16 protein-coding genes are annotated in these 20823 nt (G+C 75.1%); 7 read left to right on the top strand and 9 right to left on the bottom strand.

Annotated features, from left to right (window positions below):
• Positions 1-183 precede the first annotated feature (183 nt).
• Positions 184-930 (bottom strand): YceI family protein, encoded by a 747-nt coding sequence (locus tag AB2L28_RS20180; RefSeq protein WP_370720794.1) that lies wholly within the window; start codon positions 928-930, stop codon positions 184-186.
• Between the two features lie 308 nt (positions 931-1238).
• Between AB2L28_RS20180 and AB2L28_RS20175 the strand changes: the two genes are divergently transcribed.
• Positions 1239-1550, top strand: coding sequence for a hypothetical protein (locus AB2L28_RS20175; protein ID WP_370720793.1), 312 nt, complete (start codon positions 1239-1241; stop codon positions 1548-1550).
• A 27-nt stretch (positions 1551-1577) separates the two neighbouring features.
• On the opposite strand, the gene AB2L28_RS20170 is transcribed toward AB2L28_RS20175, so the two are convergent.
• On the bottom strand, positions 1578-3407 hold the full coding sequence (locus AB2L28_RS20170) for a VanW family protein (protein ID WP_370720792.1): 1830 nt from the start codon (positions 3405-3407) through the stop codon (positions 1578-1580).
• 191 nt (positions 3408-3598) lie between these two features.
• On the opposite strand from AB2L28_RS20170, the gene AB2L28_RS20165 reads away from it, so the two are divergent.
• The 5 genes from AB2L28_RS20165 (at position 3599) to dxs (ending at position 10585) form a co-directional block, all read left to right on the top strand.
• Positions 3599-4210 carry a TetR/AcrR family transcriptional regulator gene (locus tag AB2L28_RS20165; protein ID WP_370720791.1) on the top strand — a complete coding sequence of 204 codons (612 nt, stop codon included), beginning with the start codon at positions 3599-3601 and terminating at the stop codon, positions 4208-4210.
• Positions 4207-4929, top strand: coding sequence for an ABC transporter ATP-binding protein (locus AB2L28_RS20160; RefSeq protein WP_370720790.1), 723 nt, complete (start codon positions 4207-4209; stop codon positions 4927-4929). Before AB2L28_RS20165 ends, AB2L28_RS20160 begins: the two co-directional genes overlap by 4 nt.
• Positions 4926-7103, top strand: a complete 2178-nt coding sequence (locus AB2L28_RS20155) for a YhgE/Pip domain-containing protein (protein WP_370720789.1) — start codon at positions 4926-4928, stop codon at positions 7101-7103. Before AB2L28_RS20160 ends, AB2L28_RS20155 begins: the two co-directional genes overlap by 4 nt.
• A gap of 70 nt (positions 7104-7173) precedes the next feature.
• On the top strand, positions 7174-8547 hold the full coding sequence (locus AB2L28_RS20150; RefSeq protein WP_370720788.1) for a DUF2254 domain-containing protein: 1374 nt from the start codon (positions 7174-7176) through the stop codon (positions 8545-8547).
• Between the two features lie 85 nt (positions 8548-8632).
• Positions 8633-10585 carry a 1-deoxy-D-xylulose-5-phosphate synthase gene (gene dxs / locus AB2L28_RS20145; RefSeq protein WP_370720787.1) on the top strand — a complete coding sequence of 651 codons (1953 nt, stop codon included), beginning with the start codon at positions 8633-8635 and terminating at the stop codon, positions 10583-10585.
• Between the two features lie 15 nt (positions 10586-10600).
• Here the strand turns inward: dxs and AB2L28_RS20140 are convergent, their stop codons facing one another.
• A complete protein-coding gene (locus AB2L28_RS20140) occupies positions 10601-11017 on the bottom strand; it encodes a MerR family transcriptional regulator (protein WP_370720786.1) in 417 nt (138 codons plus the stop codon).
• A 10-nt stretch (positions 11018-11027) separates the two neighbouring features.
• Positions 11028-12197: an acyltransferase family protein gene (locus AB2L28_RS20135; RefSeq protein ID WP_370720785.1), complete on the bottom strand. Its 1170-nt coding sequence runs from the start codon at positions 12195-12197 to the stop codon at positions 11028-11030.
• Positions 12198-12699: 502 nt separating this feature from the next.
• On the opposite strand from AB2L28_RS20135, the gene AB2L28_RS20130 reads away from it, so the two are divergent.
• Positions 12700-14193 (top strand): SulP family inorganic anion transporter, encoded by a 1494-nt coding sequence (locus AB2L28_RS20130; protein ID WP_370720784.1) that lies wholly within the window; start codon positions 12700-12702, stop codon positions 14191-14193.
• Between the two features lie 40 nt (positions 14194-14233).
• Here AB2L28_RS20130 and AB2L28_RS20125 read toward each other — a convergent pair whose 3' ends face one another.
• The 5 genes from AB2L28_RS20125 to AB2L28_RS20105 form a co-directional block, all read right to left on the bottom strand.
• Positions 14234-15001, bottom strand: coding sequence for a hypothetical protein (locus AB2L28_RS20125; RefSeq protein WP_370720783.1), 768 nt, complete (start codon positions 14999-15001; stop codon positions 14234-14236).
• Between the two features lie 161 nt (positions 15002-15162).
• Complete coding sequence (locus AB2L28_RS20120) at positions 15163-15681, bottom strand: CAP domain-containing protein (RefSeq protein WP_370720782.1); 519 nt, start codon at positions 15679-15681, stop codon at positions 15163-15165.
• Between the two features lie 89 nt (positions 15682-15770).
• On the bottom strand, positions 15771-18440 hold the full coding sequence (locus AB2L28_RS20115; RefSeq protein ID WP_370720781.1) for a diguanylate cyclase domain-containing protein: 2670 nt from the start codon (positions 18438-18440) through the stop codon (positions 15771-15773).
• Between the two features lie 113 nt (positions 18441-18553).
• Entirely contained in the window at positions 18554-19579 is a 1026-nt protein-coding gene (locus AB2L28_RS20110; RefSeq protein WP_370720780.1) for a sugar phosphate isomerase/epimerase family protein, read from the bottom strand.
• A 28-nt stretch (positions 19580-19607) separates the two neighbouring features.
• Positions 19608-20801 carry a Gfo/Idh/MocA family protein gene (locus AB2L28_RS20105; RefSeq protein WP_370720779.1) on the bottom strand — a complete coding sequence of 398 codons (1194 nt, stop codon included), beginning with the start codon at positions 20799-20801 and terminating at the stop codon, positions 19608-19610.
• Positions 20802-20823: the final 22 nt, after the last annotated feature.

Below are 20823 nucleotides of genomic sequence, written 5' to 3'. Positions count from 1 at the left end.
CACCGAACCCCGCCCCGCCCCCCCCCCCACGACGGTTCCCTCGGAGACCTCCTGCCACGCGCGAAGGAGCAGCGGGTCCACCGCTCCCGCGGACGACATGCCGCCAGGCTAGTGATCAGCGGGCCTGTCCCGCAGGCGATCCGGCGCATCCACCGGTTCGCCCGGACCACCGTCGGGTGGGGCTCAGGCGGGGACGGCGGGCACCGAGAACTCGACGGTCCCCGCGTCCTGGACGGACACGAACCCGAGGTCGGGGGCCTGGACGCCGTAGTCGGACCAGGTCACGGGCAGCGACCCCGTGACGGTGACGGCCCGCTCGGCCGTGCGCTCGACGGTGGCCGGCGCGGTGACGTCGCGGGTGGTGCCCTTGAGGGTGAGGGTCCCGGTGAGCTGGACCGCGATCGTGGACCCGACGTCGAGCCCGCCGAGCGGGACGGGGGACGTCACGGTGAAGTCGGCGGTCGGGTAGCGCTCGACGTCCATGATCGAGCTGGACCGGAACCGCCCGTCGCGGGCGCCGGAGTCGGTCGTCACGCTCGCCAGGTCCACCGAGACCGTCCCGGCGGTGAGGCGGCCGCCGTCGACGGTGAGGTCGCCGGTGACCTGGTCGGTGCGTCCCGTCACGGTGACGTCCTGGCCGTTGAGGACCTCCTCGACGCGGTACCCGGCGGTGCCGCCGTCGGCGACGGTCCACGAGCCGTCGAGCGTGGCGTCGGTGGCGGGCCCGGTCGCGGTCGGTGCCGAGCCGGCGGTGGCCAGCGGTGCCGCGGCCCTGCCGCCCTCGACCTGCGCGTAGATCCGCGGCCCCGCGACGGCCGCGACGAGGAGGACGACGACGAGGACCGCCAGCCCGATCCACAGCCGGCGACGGCGGCGCGGTCGGCCGGGACCGGTGGGGCGGGGTCGTCGGTCGGTGGTGCTGCTGCTCATCGGGGACCCCCGGGTCGGGACGCCCCCGGGTCGGGGCGTCGTGTCACCGGGGACACGGACCGGCCGGGCGCCGGGTTCACCGCCGCGCGTCGCCGGTCGTGCCGTCCAGCAGGCCGTGGGGCGCCTGCACGAGCGCGGCGGCACCGTGGCGACGAGGAGGCGCCCCGCCACCCCCTCGACTACGACGGTGCGTCGTTGCAAACGTTGCGGCGCAAGGCGTGCAGACCCCGGCGCGGTGGTCCGGAGCACTCCCGCGCAGGGCCTACCCTCGTCGGGTGCCGTTTGAGCGACTTGAGCGATTGCGCCTCATGAGCGACTACCTGGCCCCGACGCCCGTGTGGGCGCCGGCCGACCTCGGGGGCTTCGTCCTCAGCCCCACGCACCTGGACGACCTCGGCCTGGACGAGCACCTGCGCACCGGTCTGCTGTCCTGGCAGGCCTACTTCGACGAGCACCACCCCGTCGAGCTGTGCGGCTGGGACTCCCCCTCGTCCTGCACCACCTACGCCAGCGAGGGGTTCCGGCTGCAGTCCGAGCTCCAGCACGCGCTGCCCGGGGTCCAGTTCGACCTCGACCTGTGGCCCGTGCGCGCCGTCGACCTGGACGTCCTGCCCCTCTGACCCCGGCGCGCCCGGGCCGGGCCCCGGCTACTGCGCCGGGGTCTCGGCCGGGGTGCTGGGTGAGGGTGCCGGGGTGCTCGGCCGCACGGTCGCGGGGTCGGGCCCGCAGACGACGCGGTTCTCGGGGTTGTAGACCGTCGTCCACGTCTCGCGCTGCTGCTCCCCGCCGCCGACGGGCGTCATGACCCGCGTGACGTCGACGGTGAACCCCGTGGCCGTGGCCGAGCTGGGCGTGCAGCCGCGAGAGGTGTCGTAGATCGTCCGCGGCGGCTTGACGTTGCGGCGCGCGGACTTGCGCGCCTCGACGTCCATGAACCTCGTCCCGTACATCGACACGACGACCTGGTTGCCGACGATGCCGGCCTGGACGTAGACGCCGTGGCCGGAGTCGTTGCGGAAGCGGTTGTCGATGGTGCGCCAGTCGATCGTGGCCTCCCGGCCCTCGGGGTAGCGGGAGATGTAGAACGAGTGCGGCCGGTGCTCGATCTCGTCCAGACCGGCGAAGAACACCGCGTTGAACAGCGTGGTGGACAGCTGGGAGACCCCGCCGCCGTAGTCGTCGACGAGCCGGCCGCCGGAGATGACGGGGGCGCGGTTGAACCCGCGTTCGGGCGTGCGCTCGCCGACGGTGTCGTTGAGGGAGAACTCCTCCCCCGGGCGCAGGATCGTGCCGTCGACGTGCCCGGCCGCGATGCGGATGTTCTCGGTGCGGGCCCTGTTCGCCGTGAGGTTGGTGGCGAACGTCGAGATGCGCTCGACGATCCCCAGCTGCTGCAGCTCCTCCGTGGACAGCTGCGGCGCGGACTCGACGAGCTCGACCTCGGCGCGGCGGGTCGGCGGTGCCCCCGTGAGCGCACCGGTGACGGCGCGGGCGAGGTCCTGCGGCGGCACGGCACGGCCCGCCACCGCGGGCACCACCTGGGGGGTCTCGCCGACGATGTCGATGCGGGCGTCCTGCGGGGCCGTCTCGAACTGCGGGTCGGCAGCGGTGAGCGCGGTCTGCAGCCCGGCCCCGTCGGCGACGAGGGCCGCCTCGCCCTCGACGGGCCGGACGGCCAGCGAGCGGGCGAACGCCGCGGGGGGCAGGGTCACCTCCCGGCCACCGCCGGCCACGACGAGGTCCCCGGCCACGGCGGGCCGGGCGATCGCGTCGACGGCGGCCGAGATGCCGTCGGCGTCGACCGAGGGCTCGGCCACGGCCGCCTCGAGCGTGAGAGGACCGCCGTCGAGCCAGCCGCGCACGACCGTGTCCGCCGCGGCGTCCACGTCGAGAGCCCGCCCCTCCTCGGGGGCGGTGAGCGCCGGTTCGACGGCACCGTCCTCGCGCACGTCGAACGTGACGGCCCCCTCCACGGGGGCGACGGCCACGGAGTCGGCCAGCGGCTGCAGCGCGGACCGCAGGGCGTCGCGGTCGACGTCGACCTCCGGGGCCTCGGCCGCGCCGCCGGCGACGTGGCGCCACAGGTCGGCGGGGGCCCACGCGGGGCCGGTGAGGCGTTCGGCGGTGCCGGCGACGTCGAGGTCGAGCCCGGCCTCGGCGGGGACGACCTCCCCGGTCGCCGACGCCCCGGCACCGGTGACCTGGAGGGCCACGGGCGTGGTCGCCAGCTGCTGCGCGCGCTCGCCCAGGGTCTGCTCGACGGCCGCGCGGTCCTGCCCGCCCACGTCGGCGCCGAGCACGGTCGTCCCGCGCGGGGCCTGGCCGCCCAGGGCGAGCGCGGCGGCGCAGTACCCGCCCGCGAGGACGACGACGCCGAGCCCGACCCAGGTGGTGGGTCGCCGCGTCCACGGCCGTGGCGCACGGCCGCCCGCCGGCCGTCCGGTCTCCTGCTGCGCGGGCTTGTCGGTGTTCGGCACTGCGTCGTTCCCCCGCTCGATCCCCCGTGCGCGGACCACGGGACGTGCCCGCGCGGGCACAGCCTAGGAGTTCCCCGGGGCTCGCCGGGCCCGTCGCGGGGTCCTGCGGGGCACGACTGCATCACGATGCGGTCCGCATCCGATACGAGGTGCACTTGATGCATTATGTATCGAGTGCTTACCCTGGTGGTGTGACCACTACGACCGACGCGCGCACCACCCGGCGCCGCGAGCAGACCCGCGCCCGCCTGCTGGCCGCCGCGCTCGAGGTGCTCGGCGAGCAGGGGCTGGCCCGCAGCAGCGTCGAGAACGTCTGCGAACGCGCCGGGTACACCCGGGGCGCCTTCTACTCCAACTTCGCGACGATGGACGACGTCGTCGCCGCCCTCTACGCCGACCAGGCCGGCGCCCTCGTCGAGCGCGTCGAGCAGCGGCTCGCGGGTGGCCTGCCCGGCACCGACCTCGACCAGCTCGTGGGGCACGTCCTGGAGGTCCTGCCCCTGGACCGGCAGTGGCACGCGGTGCGCACCGAGTTCACGGCCCAGGCCCTGCGCAGCACCGAGGCCGCCGCGGCGCTGACGCGGCAGCGCTCCGAGCTGCGCGCCCGGCTGGCCCCCGTCCTCGTCGAGGCCCTGCACCGCATCGGCCGCCGCCCGACCGTCCCGGCCGACGACCTCGTCCGCGCCCTGGTCACCGCGCACGAGGGCCTGGTGGCCTCGCACCTGCTCGGCGAACCGGCCGGGGTCGGCCCCCGGCTGCTGGGCGTCGCGCTCGCCACGTTCACCGAGGAGGTGCCCCGGTGAGCCCCGCCGAGGTGGACGACGTCCAGCCGGTCCCCGTCGTGCGGGCGCAGGGGCTGGAGCTGTGCGCCGGCGGCCGCACCGTGTTCTCCGGCCTCGACCTCGACGTGCCCGCCGGAGCCGCCCTCGTCGTCCGCGGGCCCGCCTCCTCGGGCAAGACGTCCCTGCTGCTCACGCTGGCCGGGCGGATGAGACCCACCGGCGGCACCCTGACCGTCCTCGGCGAACCCCTCCCGGAGAAGGCCGCGGCCGTCCGTCGCCGGGTGGCCCTGGCCGAGGTCCGCGGCGTCAACGAGCTCGACGACGCCCTCACCGTCGAGCAGCACGTCGCCGAGCGCCTCGTCCTGCACCGGCCCTGGCACCGGCCGTGGGTCTCCCGCCGCGAGGTCGCCGACCAGCTGGAGCGGGTGCGCGACGCCCTCCCCCGCACCGGCGCCGGGGCGGACCCGCCGCTGCGGGGGCGGGAGTTCGTCAGCGACCTGCAACCCCTGGAACGCCTGACGCTCGGCGTCGTGCTCGCGCTCGTGGGCCGCCCCGACGTCCTCGTCGTCGACGACGTGGACTCGTTGCGCCGCAGCCAGGACCGCCGCCGCGCCTGGGCCTGGCTGGCGAGCCTGCAGGAGACGGGCCTGACCGTCCTCGCCGGCTGCTCCGACAGCTCCGACATCCCGTGGCGCACCGACGACGGCCGCACCCTCCTCGACCTCCAGGACGAACAGTGAAGCTCACCCTCCCCGGCCTCGAACTCGCCCGGTTCCGGCGGGCCACCATCACCAGGCTCGCGCTCGTCGCGGTCGTGCTCGTCCCGCTGATCTACGGCGGGCTGTACCTGTGGTCGAACACCGACCCCGTGGGCCGGCTGTCGAACCTGCAGGCCGCCGTCGTGAACTCCGACGTCCCCGCGACCGTCACCGGCCTCGACGGGTCCCCGCGCACCGTCGACGCCGGGCAGGGACTCGTCGACGAGCTCACCGGCCCCGACGCCGCCGCCGGGTTCCACTGGCGCACCGCCACCGAGGCGCAGGCCGCGCAGGGCCTGCGCGACGGCGACTACGCGGCCGTGCTGCGCATCCCGTCCGGGTTCTCCGCCGCCCTGGCCTCCACCGGCGGCGCGGACCCGCAGCAGGGGAGGTTGTCCGTCACGACCGACGACGCCGAGAACTACATCCTCGGCCAGGTCACGAACACCATCGCCACGACGATCCGCGCGAAGGTCGCCACCGGCGCCACGACGGACTACCTCGAGAACGTCTACGTCGCGTTCTCCTCGATCCACGACTCCCTCGGCCGGGCGGCCGACGGGGCCGGCCAGCTCGCCGACGGCGCCCGGCAGGCCGACGAGGGCGCCGGCGCGCTCGTCGTCGGCCTCGGCGACCTCGACGCCGGCGCCGCCCAGCTCGTCGACGGCACCGGGCAGCTGCGCAGCGGGTCCGCCCAGCTCGCCGACGGGACCGCCCAGGTCGCCACCGGCGCCGACGGTGCCGCCGGCGGCGCCGGGCAGCTCGCCACCGGCCTCGACCGGCTCCGCACGGCGACGCGGGACCTGCCCGCCCAGACCGCGCAGCTGTCCGACGGCGCCTCCCGGGTGGCCGCCGGCGCGGGACGGGTCGCCGACGGGGCCGACGCCGTGGCCGCCGCGGCCGACCGCGCGCTGCCCGCGCTGGAGGAGGCCGGGAAGCTGTCCCCGCTCGTGGACCAGCTGCTCGTCCAGGCCCGGCAGCTGTCCGCCGCGAACCCCGAGGACGAGAACCTCGCCGCCACCGTCCGCAGCCTCGAACAGGCCCAGCAGGCGCTCGCCGACGGGTCCGTGACCGGGATCGGCCGGCAGGTGCGGACGCAGGTCAACGCGCTCACCACCGGCGCGCGGCAGCTGTCCGACGGCGCGTCCGCCGTCTCCACCGGCGCCGGGCAGCTCGCCGCGGCGGCCCCGGCGCTGCAGCAGGGGGTGGCGCAGGCCGCCGACGGGGCCGACGCCCTCGCTGCGGGCACCCGCCGGCTCGCCACCGGTGCCCGCAGCGCCGCCGACGGCGCCACCGCGCTCTCGGCCGGCGCCGCCCGCGTCGACGACGGCGCCACCGCCCTGTTCAACGGCACGACCCGGGCCAGGGACGGGGCCGGCCGGCTCGCCGACGGCACCCGGCAGCTCGCCGAGGGCGCCGGCTCGCTGCAGGGCCGGCTCGCCGACGGCCAGGGGGAGGTGCCGGTCTACTCCGGCGACGCGGCCGCCGACCGGGCCGGCGTCGTCGCGGCCCCCGTGGCCGCCGACCGCGTCAAGGACCACGCCGTGTCCCGCTACAGCGACGGCCTGGCGCCGCTGTTCGTGCCGGTCGCGCTGTGGGTGGGCGGGATGGTGACGTACATGGTGCTGCGGGCCGTGTCCCCGCGGGCGCTGGCCTCGACGGCCTCGTCCTACCGCGCCGCCGTCGCCGGCTGGGTGCCGGGCGCCCTGCTGGGGGTGGCGCAGGCCGTCGTGCTGTGGCTCGTGCTGCTGCTGGCCGTCGGGATCGCCTCCCCGCACCCCGTCGCGACCGTGGCCTTCGCGGCCCTCGTCGCCGTGGTGTTCACCGCGATCCACCAGAGCCTGAACGCCCTGCTGGGCGGGGTGGGCCGCCTCGTGGCCCTCGTCCTGCTCGTCCTGCAGCTCACGTCGGCCGGGGGCACCTACCCCGTGGGCACGTCCCCGGCGTTCTTCGAGGCCATCCACCCGTTCCTGCCGATGTCCTACGCGGCCGACGGCCTGCGCCACCTCGTCGCCGGTGCCGCCGCGGGTCCCGTCCTGCTCGACGCGGGCGTCCTGGCCGCCTTCGGGGTGCTGGCGATGGGCCTCACCGTGCTCGCCTGCCACCGCCGCCGCACCTGGACGGTCGCGAAGCTGCACCCCTCGCTCTCGCTCTGACGGCGACCGCGCTCTCGCCCGGCCCGCCTCCGGACGGGTGGGGGCCCCGAGGTGCTGCGAGAGTTCGACGGTGCCCCACCACGTCGGCGTCCGCTTCGCAGCCCTGCAGGAGGCGGTCCGCACCCGCCTGTGGCCCCTGCCCGTCATCGGGGTCACCCTGGCCGTCATCGCGGGCGTCCTGCTGCCCCTGCTGGACGGGGCCGTCGACGAGAAGTTGCCGGACAGCGTGCGCAACCTCGTCTTCGGCGGCGGCGCCGGCGCCGCGCGGACCGTCCTGGACGCGGTGGCCAGCTCCCTCATCACGGTGACGTCCCTCACCTTCTCCCTGACCGTCGTCACGTTGCAGCTGGCGAGCAGCCAGTTCTCGCCGCGGCTGCTGCGCACGTTCACCCAGGACCGCTTCGTGCACGTCACGCTGGCGGTCTTCCTGTCGACGTTCACCTACGCGCTGACGGTGCTGCGGACCGTCCGCAGCCCGAGCGACGACGACGGCGGGGCGGTCGTGTCGGCCGTGGTGCCGCGCATCTCGGTGACGGTGGCGTTCCTGCTGGCGGTGGTCAGCGTGGTCTGCCTCGTGCTGTTCCTGGCCCACCTGGCGCGGGAGATCCGCGTGGAGACGGTGCTCGAGCGGGTGCAGGTCGAAGCCTGCCGCACCGCCGACCTGCTGTACCCGACGGACGGGACGGTGACCGCGGAGCGGGGCACGCCGGTCACCGTCCCCGGCGGGGCCGCCCAGCTCGTGGCGGCGGGGTCGGGGTTCCTCTGCCTCGTCGACGAGGGCCCCCTGCTGGAGCTCGCGCAGGACGCGGACGTGGTGGTCGTGGTCGACCGCGCCCCGGGCGGTTCGGTGGTGCGCGGCACCCCGATCGGCTGGTGCTGGTCCAGCGGGGGCAGGCCCCTGGACGCGGAGGTGCACCGCCGGGTCCAGGAGGGCCTGGACGAGGCCGTGGACATCGGGCCGGAACCCACCCAGGCGCAGGACCTGGCCTTCGGGCTGCGCCAGCTCGTCGACGTGGCCGACAAGGCGCTGTCCCCGGGGATCAACGACCCCACGACGGCGGTGCGCGCCATCGGCCACACCTCGGCGTTCCTGTGCGCGGTGGCCGACCGCCCCCTGGGCGACCAGGTCGCCCGCGACGAGGACGGCACGCTGCGGCTGGTCGTGCGCCGGCCGGGGATGCCGGAGCTGCTGGACCTGGCCGTGGCGCAGCCGGTGCGGTACGGGACCGACCCCGCGGTCCTGCTCCGCGTCGCGCAGATGCTGGAGGAGGTCGCCTGGTCCACGTCCCGGGCCGAGGTGCGCACCGCCGTCCGCACCCAGCTCGGCCGGCTGCGCGCGGCCGTGGCGCAGGCCGACCTGCACGAGCTGGACCTGGAACGGCTGCGGAAGGCCTCGGGGCAGGTCGAGAGCACGCTGGCCCACCCCCGCTCCCCCACGGCCTGAGGGATCCGCGGGCCGGCACGGACTGGCGAGGCGTTCGCAGCCGCCTAAGCTGCCTAAGCTGCCTGCGCAGACGAGAGGAGCACCTGTGGACCTGCTCGGATCGATCCGGTCTCCCCGAGACCTCGACGACCTGACCCCGGCGCAACTGGACGAGCTGGCGGCCGAGATCCGTCGCTTCCTCGTCGCGTCCGTCGCCAAGACCGGCGGTCACCTGGGGCCGAACCTGGGGGTGGTGGAGCTGACGCTGGCCCTGCACCGCGTCTTCGACTCCCCCAAGGACCCGATCATCTTCGACACGGGCCACCAGTCGTACGTGCACAAGCTGCTCACCGGGCGCCAGGACTTCTCGCACCTGCGCGAGCGCGGGGGCCTGGCGGGCTACCCGCAGCGCAGCGAGTCCGAGCACGACATCGTCGAGTCCTCCCACGCCTCGGCGTCGCTGTCGTGGGCCGACGGCATCTCCCGCGCCTTCGAGCTGTCCGGCCAGACCGACCGCACGGTCGTCGCGGTCGTCGGCGACGGTGCGCTCACCGGCGGGATGACGTGGGAGGCGCTCAACAACGTGTCCCACGACAACGACCGCCGCCTGGTGATCGTCGTCAACGACAACGGACGGTCCTACGGCGCCACGATCGGCGGGATGGCGCGGTTCCTCAGCACGGTCCGCACCCGCAGCGAGTACCGCCGGCTGCACGAGAAGAGCCAGGCCGCGGCCGACCGCTTCGGCTCGCCCGGACGGGCGTTCTACCGCGGGGTGCGCGGCGGGACGCGCGGTTTCCTCGCCCGGTTCACCGGCAACGAGGCGCTGTACTCCAACCTGGACGTCAAGTACGTCGGCCCGGTCGACGGCCACGACCAGGAGGCGCTGGAGCAGGCGCTGCGGCAGGCGCGCGACTACGGGACACCGGTCATCGTCCACGCCATCACGGAGAAGGGCCACGGGTTCGAACCGGCCCTGCGCGACCAGGCCGACCAGTTCCACGCCGTCGGCAGGATCGACCCCACGACCGGCGAGTCCCTCGAGGTCGCCGGCGGGACCTCCTGGACGTCGGTGTTCTCCCGCGAGCTCGCCGACCTGGGCGAGCAGGACCCCCGGATCGTCGCGATCACCGCGGCCATGCTGCGCCCCACCGGGTTGCACACGTTCGCCGAACGCCACCCCGAGCGCGTGTTCGACGTCGGGATCGCCGAGCAGCACGCCGTCACCACGGCCGCCGGTCTGGCCTACGGGGGCCTGCACCCCGTCGTCGCGCTCTACGCCACGTTCGTCAACCGCGCGTTCGACCAGGTCCTCATGGACGTGGCCCTGCACCGGGCGGGGGTGACGTTCGTGCTCGACCGGTCCGGGGTGACCGGACCGGACGGCCCCAGCCACCACGGCATGTGGGACCTCGCCCTGCTGCAGGTGGTCCCGGGCATCCGCATCGCCGCCCCCCGCGACGGCGCGACGCTGCGCGAGGAGCTGGCCGAGGCGATCGCGGTCGAGGACGCCCCGACCGTCCTGCGCTACCCCAAGGGCGCGGTCGGCCCGGACGTGCCGCGGTTGTTCCGCCTCCCCGACGGGGTCGACGTGCTCGCCGAGGCCCCGGACGGTTCCCGCGACGTCCTGCTCGTCGCGGTCGGCTCGATGGCCACGACGGCGCTGGAGACGGCCTCGCTGCTCGCCGCGCAGGGCATCGGCGCGACCGTCGTCGACCCGCGCTGGGTCGTGCCGGTCGCGTCCTCGCTCGTGGAGCTGTGCCGAGAGCACCGCCTCGTCGTCACGATCGAGGACGGCGTGCGCGTCGGCGGGATCGGCACCCGGCTGCGCCAGGACCTGCGCGCGGCGGACGTCGACACCGGGGTCACCGAGCTCGGGCTGCCCGACCGGTTCCTCGACCACGCCTCGCGCGCCCAGATCCTGCGCGACGCCGGCCTGGACGCGCAGTCCATCGCGCACCGGGTCATCGACCAGGTCATCGGCACGCGGTTGCCGCAGGCCCGCCCGCTGCGCGAACGCTCCGCCGTCGGGGACCGGCGCGGGGACCTGGACGACTGACGGGCCCGGCCGGGGTCAGGGCAGGCGGGCGCGCAGGGCGGCGAGGAAGTCGTCCGCGCCCGCCACCTTCTCGGCCAGCTCGTCGCGGCGCTCGCGGACGTCGTCGATGGCGCGGCGCAGCTCCAGCTCCAGCTCCGGGGCCCGCGCGCTCTCGCGGTCGACGCGGTCCAGCACCCCCAGCACGTGCCGCATCTCGTCGAGGCTGAACCCGAGGGGCTTCATCCGGCGGATCGTCAGCATGCGCTCGATGTCGGACTCGCTGTAGAGGCGGTAGTTGCCCGCGCTGCGGGCCGCGCTCAGCAGGCCCTGGTCGTCGTAGTAGCGCACGGTCCGGTGCGAGAGCCGGACGCGTTCGGCGACCTCGCCCACCTGGTACACGGCCTTGTCCGGCGCGGGCAGCTCCCCGGGCTCCCCTGGTCGCAGCGCGCTCACGAGCCTCACCCTACGGCCGCACCCCGGCCCGGCGCCGACCCCGCGTCACCCAGGCCGCGTCCTTGAAGGACAGCGCCGGGGCCTCGACGAACCTCCACGACAGCGCGGCGACCGCGGCGGCGCAGGCCAGGGACACCGGGACGAAACCGGCCCCCGCGACGTCCGCGAGCCCGGCCGTCGACAGGACCAGGGCGATCGGCCAGTGCCAGACGTAGATGCCGTAGGACAGGTCCCACCGGGGCCGCCACCGCAGCGGCAGGCGCACCACGGCGTAGAGGAGGGCGTAGGCGAAGGCGGGGCCGGCCAGGGCCCGGTAGTCCGGCAGCAGCTGCAACCCGACGACCACCAGGACGACCGAGGCCACCGCCAGCGGCAGGGACAGGGGCACCCGGTCGGCGTACAGGTGACCGGCGGCGCCGAGCAGGAAGATGAACGTGAACCGCAGCATCAGCTCGGACCCGAACGGGTTGAACCCGGCCGTCGCCGAGACGGTCGTCGCCCACAGCAGCCCCAGCAGGACGAGGACGACCCACCGGCGGCGGGCCAGGACGCCGACCACGCCGAGGGCCGCGACGATCCCGTAGCAGGCGGCCTCGAAGAACAGCGTCCACAGGGAGCCGTTGACGACGGTGCCCGAGGGGTCGGGACCGAGCCCGGCGATCTCGAACTGCCGCATCAGCAGGGCCCCGTTGGCCACGACGTAGTCCACGGCCGAGTCCGGGCCGGAGAAGACCGACGTCGCGGACCGGCCCGACAGGAGCGCGAGCACCGGGGCCGCGAGCGCGGCCGTCAGGACCAGGCTGACGTAGAAGCCGGGCAGGATGCGCAGCGCCCGGTGCCACAGGTAGCGCCGCAGCGACCTCAGGCGCAGGAAGCTGGCGGTGACGAGGAAACCGCTGAGGACGAAGAAGCCGTCCACCGCGAGGCTGCCGACGTCGGTGGAACCGGCCTGGGGCTGGTGGCCGAGGCCCAGGAGCATCGTGTGGACCAGCGCCACGGTCAGCGCCAGACCCAGGCGCAGGACGTCGAGGGCGTTGCGGCGGGGGTCGAAGGCCGTGGCCAGGGTCCGCGCCCGCGTCCCGGCGCCGGACCAGGCGGCCGGCACGCGGGGGCGCAGGTCGTCGGCCCGGCGGCCGACGTCCGGGCGGCCGGGGGTCTTCGGGGTGGTGCGCGTGGTCACGGGACCTCGTTCCAGGTGGGCGGGTCGGCCGCTGGACGGCACGGTGGCCGCGCAGGTCGACGTGGTCGGTGAGGTCGACGGGGCGGGTCCGGGGCAGGCGGGAACGGACGCACGACGCTCACCTGCACCTCCCCCCGAGGTGGGCCGGCACCGCCGACCCTACCGTTACGTGAAGGTAGATTCGCCCGAAGCTCCTCGCAAGGGGTGCCGAGCGGGCGACAGCGGGGGCGGCGCTCCGCCGTCGTCCGGCGCGGACCGCCGACCCGTTGCCGACCGGCCGATCCGCCACCGCGCGGTGCAGCGGCCACCGAACGAGGCGGGATCACCCGTCCGCACCGACCGCTCGACAGATCGTCACGGCTTGTGACGCTCGGTCCACACGTTCGCCGAGAGCCACCTCAACCTTCTTCTCACGTCAAGGTAGAGTTCTGCACCGTCAGCTCCCACGCGACCGCGCCGCGCTCGGGGGCACCCCCCCACCCCTCCCCCGGAACGGACGTCCGTGACCTCCACCGCCCTGCGGCCACCCGCCCTGCGACCACGCCCGCCCCTGCTCACCCCGACCGTGCTGCGGACCGAGGTGCTGGCCGGCCTCGTCGTGGCGCTCGCCCTCATCCCCGAGGCGATCTCCTTCTCGATCATCGCGGGGGTGGACCCCCGGGTCGGCCTCTTCGCCTCCTTCACGATGGCCGTCTCCATCGCCGTCCTCGGCGGCCGGCCCGCGATGATCTCGGCGGCCACCGGCGCCATCGCACTCGTCATCGCCCCCGTGGTGCGCGAGCACGGCCTGGACTACCTCATCGCCACCGTCATCCTCGGCGGGCTCATCCAGGTCGTCCTGGGGCTGCTGCGGGTGCCGCGGCTCATGCGCTTCGTCCCGCGCAGCGTCATGGTCGGCTTCGTCAACGCCCTGGCCATCCTCATCTTCTGGGCCCAGGTCCCCCACCTCGTCGGCGTCCCGTGGCTGGTCTACCCGATGGTCGCGGCCGCCCTGGCGATCATGGTCTTCCTGCCGAAGGTGACCCGGGCCGTGCCCGCCCCCCTGGTCGCGATCGCCGTCCTGACCGCGCTGACCGTCGTGGCGCACCTGGCCGTCCCGAACGTCGGGGACGAGGGCGCCCTGCCCGACAGCCTGCCCGTGCTGGGCCTGCCGGACGTCCCCCTCACCCTGGAGACGCTGCGGATCATCGCCCCCTACGCCGTCGGCCTGGCCCTCGTCGGGCTCATGGAGTCGCTGATGACGGCCAAGCTCGTCGACGAGGTCACCGACACCGGCTCCTCCAAGACCCGCGAGGCCTGGGGCCAGGGCGCGGCCAACGTCATCACCGGGTTCTTCGGCGGCATGGGCGGCTGCGCCATGATCGGCCAGACCATGATCAACGTCCGCTCCGGCGCCCGCACCCGGCTGTCGACGTTCCTGGCCGGGGTGTTCCTGCTGATCCTCGTCGTGGGCCTGGGCGACGTCGTGGCCACGATCCCGATGGCCGCGCTGGCCGCCGTCATGGTCATGGTCGCCGTCGGCACCTTCGACTGGCACTCGGTGCGGCCGGCCACCCTGCGCCGGATGCCGCGCAGCGAGACCACCGTCATGGTCACCACGGTCGTCGTCGTGGTCGCGACCCACAACCTCGCCATCGGCGTCGTCGTCGGCGTCCTGGTCGCCGCCCTGCTGTTCGCCCGCCGGGTGGCGCACCTCGTGGAGGTCGACGGCGTCCTGTCCGAGGACGGGTCCCTGAAGACGTACCACGTCCACGGGGCGCTGTTCTTCGCCTCCTCCAACGACCTCGTGTCCCAGTTCGACTACGCCGGTGACCCCGAGCGGGTCCTCGTCGACCTGTCCGACTCCCACGTCTGGGACGCCTCGACGGTGGCGGCCCTGGACGCCGTCACCACCAAGTACGCGGCCAAGGGCAAGGACGTCACCATCGTCGGGCTGAACGAGGCCAGCGCCGCGATGCACGAACGGCTCGCGGGGCACCTCACCGCCTCGCACTGACGCGCGCTCCCGCGGGCAGGCCCCCGGCGGGCGCGAGCCGTCAGCTCGGTGGCGTCAACTGCTTGGGCAGGCAGGCGTTCGACCGGTCGGCGGCCGGGACGGTGGCGAACACGCTGTCGCACCAGGTCCGCACGTCGTCGGCGTCGCCGAACGGCCCGGCGACCAGCGTCACCCAGTACGGGTTCCCGCGGGCGTCGACGAGACCGTCGCCGAAGTCGGTGGTCCGCAGCACGAAGACGTCGCCCCCGGCGATCCCGGAGGCGATCTCGCGGCTCTGGGCGAGGATGTCGGTGGCGTAGAAGGTGCTGCTGCCGTTCGCGGCGGTCTGCACGGGGTCGGTCGTCCCGACGCTCTTGGCCGCGAGCTGGGCGACCCACTGCCCCTGCGGGGGGTGCTCCTGCAGCCCGCGGCGGCGCAGGTCCTCCAGCTCGGCCGTGGCCGCCGCGTCGGCGGCCGCCGTCCCGCCGGTGGCGCTGCGCACCGGGGACGTGGTCGGGCCGTCCGCGGTCGCGGGCCCGGTCGGTGACCGGTCCGAGGCGCCGACGGTCCGGGCGGCGAGGACGCCGAGCAGGGCGACGAGCAGGAGCGCCAGCACCGCGGCCACCGCCTGCAGCCCGCGCGGCGGGCGCGGGGGCCGGGGCTCGTGCACGACGACCTGCGGCTCGGGCGGGGCCGCGGTCCCCGTCCCGGGCCGCGGTCCCCCGCCGGCACCGGTGGGCGCGCCGGGACCGGCCGCGCTGCGCGTGCTCGCGGCGCTCGCAACAGACTCGCCGGGGTCGAACTGCTCCCACCAGGGTGCACCCGCCACGACGACCTCCCGGCGCCCGGGGACGACCCTCGCCCCACGTCCCGCGCCCACCCCGTCCGACGCCGGGGGCACCGGCCGGGTTCCTCACCCCAGGATGCCGCGGGCGGGCCGGACGGTCTCGCCGGGCCGGGTCAGCACCGGCCGGGTCAGCACCGGCCGGGTCAGCGCCAGCCGGCGAAGACCTGCGTCCACCACGTGCCCTCGGCGCCCGGGGCCGCGGCGATGCCCACGGCCGACAGGCGGCAGTCCAGGACGTTGGCCCGGTGGCCGGGACTGGCGAGCCACGCGTCCACGACGCCGTCGGCGTCGTAGCCGTGCGCCACGTTCTCGGCCGTGAGCGCGGGGAAGGCGCCGGCGGCGGCCAGGCGGGTCCGCGGCGAGCTGCCGTCGGCCCCCGCGTGCGACATCGTGCCGGTGGCCGCCATCTCGGTGGTGTGCTGCTGCGCGGCGACCTGCAGGGCGGGGTCCAGGAGCAGCGGGGCGCACCCGGCGGCGGCGCGGGCGGCGTTGGTGCGGTCCAGGACGTGCAGGGCCGCGGGGTCCACTTCGGCGACGGGGTCGGCCGAGGCGGGGGCGGCGAGCGCGAGCGCCGCGAGCGCGGCGGTGGTGGTGCTCAGCGCGGTCACGGCCAGCGGGCGCCGGGAGGACCGCCGGCGGACCCGGGGGGAGGTCGTCGTCATGCGTCGCACTCAACCAGTCCCGTGGGGCGCCGCGGTCGCCGCTGTGAGATGAACCACACGTTGGGTAGTCGATCGACCACTGAACGTGCTCACCCGACGGAGAGGTGGGACGCGCCGGGGACGCACTCGGTTCCCCCGCGCCCCCGGTGCACGACGACGCGCCCCTTCCCCGCCCGCTTCGCGGCGTACATCGCGTCGTCGGCGTCCCGCAGCAGCTCCTCGGCCGGGACGTCGCCGTCACCGTCGCACCAGCGCACCCCGATGCTGGCACCCACGACGGCCCGCACGGACCGGCCGTCGCGCCCGCGCACGTCGAACGGCACCCGCAGCGCCTCCAGCACGCGGGCCCCGATGGCGACGAGGTCCTCCTCGGCCGTCGTCCCCGCGCACACGATCGCGAACTCGTCCCCGCCGAGACGGGCCACGGTGTCCCCCGGGCGGACGCAGGACGTCAGCAGCTGCGCCACCTGCACGAGCAGGTCGTCCCCCGCGTCGTGCCCGGCGCCGTCGTTGACCGCCTTGAACCCGTCGAGGTCGACGTACAGGAGCCCCACGTGCCCGGTCCCGCGGCGGGCGGCGGTCACCGCGTGCTCGAGGCGGTCGTGGAACAGCACCCGGTTGGGCAGTCCCGTCAGCGCGTCGTGCAGCGCCCGGTGCTGCAGCTCCGACTCCGCGGCGAGGCGTTCGGTGACGTCCTCGACCAGCAGCAGCAGCGTGACCTCGCCCCCGACGGGCCGCACGAGGGTGCCGGTCACCTCCGCGTCCAGCCGCCGGCCGTCGGGGGCGCGGAAGCGCAGGACGACCCGCTGCTCCCGGCGCCGGCCCAGGACGTCGGCGAACAGCTCCTCGAACGGCGCCGCGTCCAGCGCCAGCCCGGCGAACTCGGCCCCCAGCAGCTCCTCCTCGCAGCGGCCGGTGAAGCGGCACAACGACCGGTTGACCCGCAGGACGCGACCGGCCCGCTCCCCCGTCGCGGCGACCAGGGCGATGCCGACCGGCGCGGTCTCCAGCGCGGCGCGGAAGAGGGCTTCGGAGTTCTCCAGCTCCGAGACGTCCGTGGCCATCCCGATCCAGCCCACGAGCTCACCGGCGTGGTCGCGCATGGGCGAGGTGGTCAGGACCACCGGCAGGGTGCTGCCGTCGCGGCGCACGTAGGTGAACCGGCCCGTCGTCGGCTCGTCGGAGACCGCCGCGGCGAAGATCTGCCGCGGGTCGGTCAGCCCGAGCGCGGCGGCCACCGCCTGCACCTCGGCCGGGTCGTGCAGCGCCAGCCCGTCGCCGCCGAGCATCTCCTGCTCGGTCCAGCCCAGCATCCGCTGCGCCCCCTCGCTGAAGACGGTGACGACGCCCGCGGTGTCCACGGCCACGATCGCGTGCTCGGTGGCCCCGCGCAGGACGTTGGCCAGCAGCTCGTGGGCCTGCGCCACCCGGGCGGTCGCCGCCCGGACCTCGGTGACGTCGTGGAAGGCGGCGACGACCCCACCGCCCCAGACGGCTCCGTCCTCGCGCGGCAGCGGCTGCGCGCTGACGTTGACGAGCACGCCCTCCGGGTCGCCCGACCGGTGCAGTCGCAGGTCCACCCCCACGACCGCCTCCCCGGCCAGGGCCCGGACGACCGGCAGCTCGGCGTCGGCGAAGGGCGCACCGTCGGGGTGGTGGAAGGTCACGGCCCGGCCCCACTCGCGGCGGTCGACCCGCGGGCCGCCGAGCAGGTCGTCCGCGGCCGGGTTGCGCAGCAGGGAGTTCCCCTGGCGGTCGAAGACGCACACGGCGTCGGAGATCGAGGCGAAGACGGCGTTGAGCAGCCCGGCCTGCTCCGCGGCACGCCGGGCGTTCTCGATGCTCTCGTCGCGGTACAGGGCCAGGACCAGGGTGAGGAAGGCCAGCGTGCCGATGAACGCCTCGGCGCACACGGCCTGCAGGTCCGGGTCCAGCCCGCTCCAGGGGCCGCGACCGGCCCAGGTGACGACCACGACGACGGCGGACGCCTGCACGACGTGCACGGTCGCCGCGGTCGTGGTCCGCCGCAGCGCGACCCACACCGCCACCGGCAGGACGAGGAAGGCCACGGCCGTCCCCCGCAGCAGGCCGAAGGCGATCCCGTAGGCCGCGAGGAAGACGACGGCCTGCGCCGCGCGCTCCAGCGCGCGCGTGCTGCTGCCGGGGGAGCGCGCGCCGCGCTCGGCCGAGCGCAGGACGATGGCCAGGACCACGAAGGTCGACACCGCGGTCCGCAGGGCCCACTGCGCCGTCGCCAGCGGCGCCGGCACGTCGTCGACGAGCGCGAAGGCCACCGCGGCGACGGGGCTGGACAGCACCGCACCGGACGACGACGACAGCGCCAGGGAGCGCAGGTGCTGCACCCGGGCGAGCCGGAACCCGCTGGGTTGCAGCACCCGGTACGTCCACGTCCCCGCCAGGGCCTGGACCACGGCGGCCACGGACAGGACGGCGGACTCCCCGAGAGGCATCCCGGTCACCCGGCGCAGGCCGAGGGTGAGGACCAGGACCAGCAGCGCGTCGACCACCCGCCCCGCGCGGCCCGGGGACCCGGCGAGCCACAGGAGGCCGACGGCCGAGGCCGGCCAGAGGATCGCCAGGTGGGCACCGTCGGCCTGACCACCGCGACCGAGCAGGGTGGCGAGGGTGAACACGGCGCAGAACACGAGCCGACGGCGCCAGACGCCCCCGCTCAGCGCGGCGGGCTCGCCCGGGGCCTCGACGAGACGCCCCCGACCGGCGGACTGGTCGGACGACACGCGGAGCACCCCTCCAGCTGCAGAGAACCGTGACGCGTCGGAGCTGGACGCGCCACGGTCCTCATCGGCCGGAGGGTGGCCGGCTTGAGCCGTCCCCGGGACGAGCCCCCGGATCAGCCCTTCGAGCTGAACGCCGCGTCGAACGCGGCGGCCGGCGGCTGGAACAGCTCGCCGAGACGGCGGACGAAGGCCAGGGCGTCGGGCGCCCCGCGCAGGCGGTCCACGCCGGCGTCCTCCCACTCCACGCTCGTGGGGCCCCCGTAGGAGATGTTGTTGAGCTCGCGGAAGATCAGCTCCCACGGGACGTCGCCGTGGCCGACGGACGTGAAGTCCCAGCCGCGGCGGGAGTCCGCCCACGCCAGGTGCGAGCCCAGGCGGCCGGCGCGGCCGTCGAGCTGCTTGCGCGAGTCCTTGCAGTGCACGTGGTAGATCCGGTCGGCGAAGTCGCGCAGGAACCCGACCGGGTCCAGGTCCTGCCAGACGAAGTGCGACGGGTCGAAGTTCAGGCCGAACGCCTCGCGGTGGCCGATGGCCTCCAGCGCCCGCTTCGTCGTCCAGTAGTCGTAGGCGATCTCGGACGGGTGGACCTCGTGGGCGAACTTCACCCCGACCTCGTCGAACACGTCCAGGATCGGGTTCCAGCGGTCGGCGAAGTCCTGGTACCCGGCATCGACCATGGCGTCCGGGGTGGGGGGGAACATCGCGACGGTGTGCCAGATCGAGGAGCCGGTGAACCCGGTGACGGTCTTGACGCCGAGCCTGGCGGCCGTGCGGGCGGTGTCCTTGACGTACTCGGCGGCGCGCTGCCGGACGCCCTCGGGGTCGCCGTCGCCCCAGACGTCGACCGAGACGATGTCCTGGTGGCGGGCGTCGATGAGGTCGCAGACGGCCTGGCCGGACAGGTGGGCCGAGATCGTCCAGACCTGCAGGCCGTGCTTCTCCAGCGTCGCCTTCTTCTCGGCGATGTAGTCGTCGTCCCTCGCCCCGCGCGTGGAGTCGAGGTGGTCGCCCCACGTCGCGATCTCGAGGCCGTCGAAACCCCACTCGGAGGCGAGGCGGCAGACCTCCTCGAACGGCAGGTCGGCCCACTGCCCCGTGAACAGGGTGACGGGCCGGGGGGTCTTCAGCGGTTCAGCCACGGTCTCTCTCCTCAGATGCTCGGGTAGCTCAGACGCTCGTGTACGTCGAGTCGTTCTCGGCGCTGCGCTGCACCGCTTCCAGGACCTGCTGGACCTGCAGGCCGTCGGCGAAGCTCGGCGAGGGGTCGCGCTCGTCGGCGATGGCCCCGAGGAACTCCTGCAGCTCGTGGACGAAGGGGTGGTCGTAGCCGAGGCCGTGACCGGCGGGCCACCAGTTCTCCACCCCGGGGTGCTCGGGTTCGGTCGCCAGGATCCGGCGGAAGCCGTTCTCGGCGTCGGGCAGCGTCCCGTCGAAGAAGTGCAGCTCGTTCATGGACTCGAAGTCGAACGCGAGCGAGCCCTTCGAGCCGTTGACCTCGATGCGCATGCCGTTCTTGCGGCCCAGCGCCATGCGCGTCGCCTCGAACGTCATGAGCGCCCCGCCGTCGCCGCGGCCGAAGAACACCGCGGCGTCGTCGACGGTCACCTCGCCGTACTCGCTCGACGCCTGCGCCCCCAGGCCGGTGTTCGCACCGGTGCGGGTGGCCTCCAGCGGACGCTGCTTCACGAACGTCTCGACGGTCCCGGAGACGCCGGTGAGGCGCTGGCCGGTGATGAACTGCGCGGCGTCGATGATGTGGGACCCGATGTCCCCCAGGGCACCCGCGCCCGAGCGGTCCTTCTGCAGACGCCAGGTGAGCGGGAACTCGGGGTCGACGATCCAGTCCTGCAGGTACACGGCGCGCACCTGGCGCAGGTCGCCGAGGCGGCCCTGCTCGACGAGCCGGCGGGCCAGCCCGATGGCGGGGACCTTGCGGTAGTTGAACGCCACCATGCTGCGGACCCCGCGGGCCGACGCCGCCTGCGCGGCCTGCGCCATGCGCTGCGCCTCCTCGACCGTCTTGGCCAGGGGCTTCTCGCAGATGACGTGCTTGCCGGCCTCGAGCGCGGCGATCGCGATCTCGGCGTGCGTGTCGCCGGGGGTGAGGACGTCGACGACCTGGACGTCGTCGCGCTCGATCAGCGCGCGCCAGTCGTCGACGCCCTCGTCCCACCCGAACTGCGCGGCGGCGGCCTGCGCGCGGGAGAGGTCCCGGCCCGCGAGCGCGAGGCGCTTCGTGCGGAACCGCGGGGTGCCGACGTGGTCGACGGTGCGCCACGCGTGCGAGTGCACCGCGCCCATGAAGGAGTGGCCGACGACGGCGACCCCGAGTTCCGGCAGTGCGAACTGGTCAGCGGACATGCGAGCTGGTCCTCCCGGGACG

Source organism: Kineococcus mangrovi (genome assembly GCF_041320705.1).
Taxonomy (GTDB): Bacteria; Actinomycetota; Actinomycetes; order Actinomycetales; family Kineococcaceae; genus Kineococcus; species Kineococcus mangrovi.
This window is presented reverse-complemented; position numbering and strand designations above follow the sequence as displayed.

Excerpts from the sequence above, each read along its gene's own strand:
- AB2L28_RS20180 (WP_370720794.1), bottom strand. The coding sequence starts at position 930 with ATGAGCAGCAGCACCACCGACCGACGACCCCGCCCCACCGGTCCCGGC.
- AB2L28_RS20175 (WP_370720793.1), top strand. The coding sequence starts at position 1,239 with ATGAGCGACTACCTGGCCCCGACGCCCGTGTGGGCGCCGGCCGACCTC.
- AB2L28_RS20120 (WP_370720782.1), bottom strand. The coding sequence starts at position 15,681 with ATGACGACGACCTCCCCCCGGGTCCGCCGGCGGTCCTCCCGGCGCCCG.
- AB2L28_RS20105 (WP_370720779.1), bottom strand. The coding sequence starts at position 20,801 with ATGTCCGCTGACCAGTTCGCACTGCCGGAACTCGGGGTCGCCGTCGTC.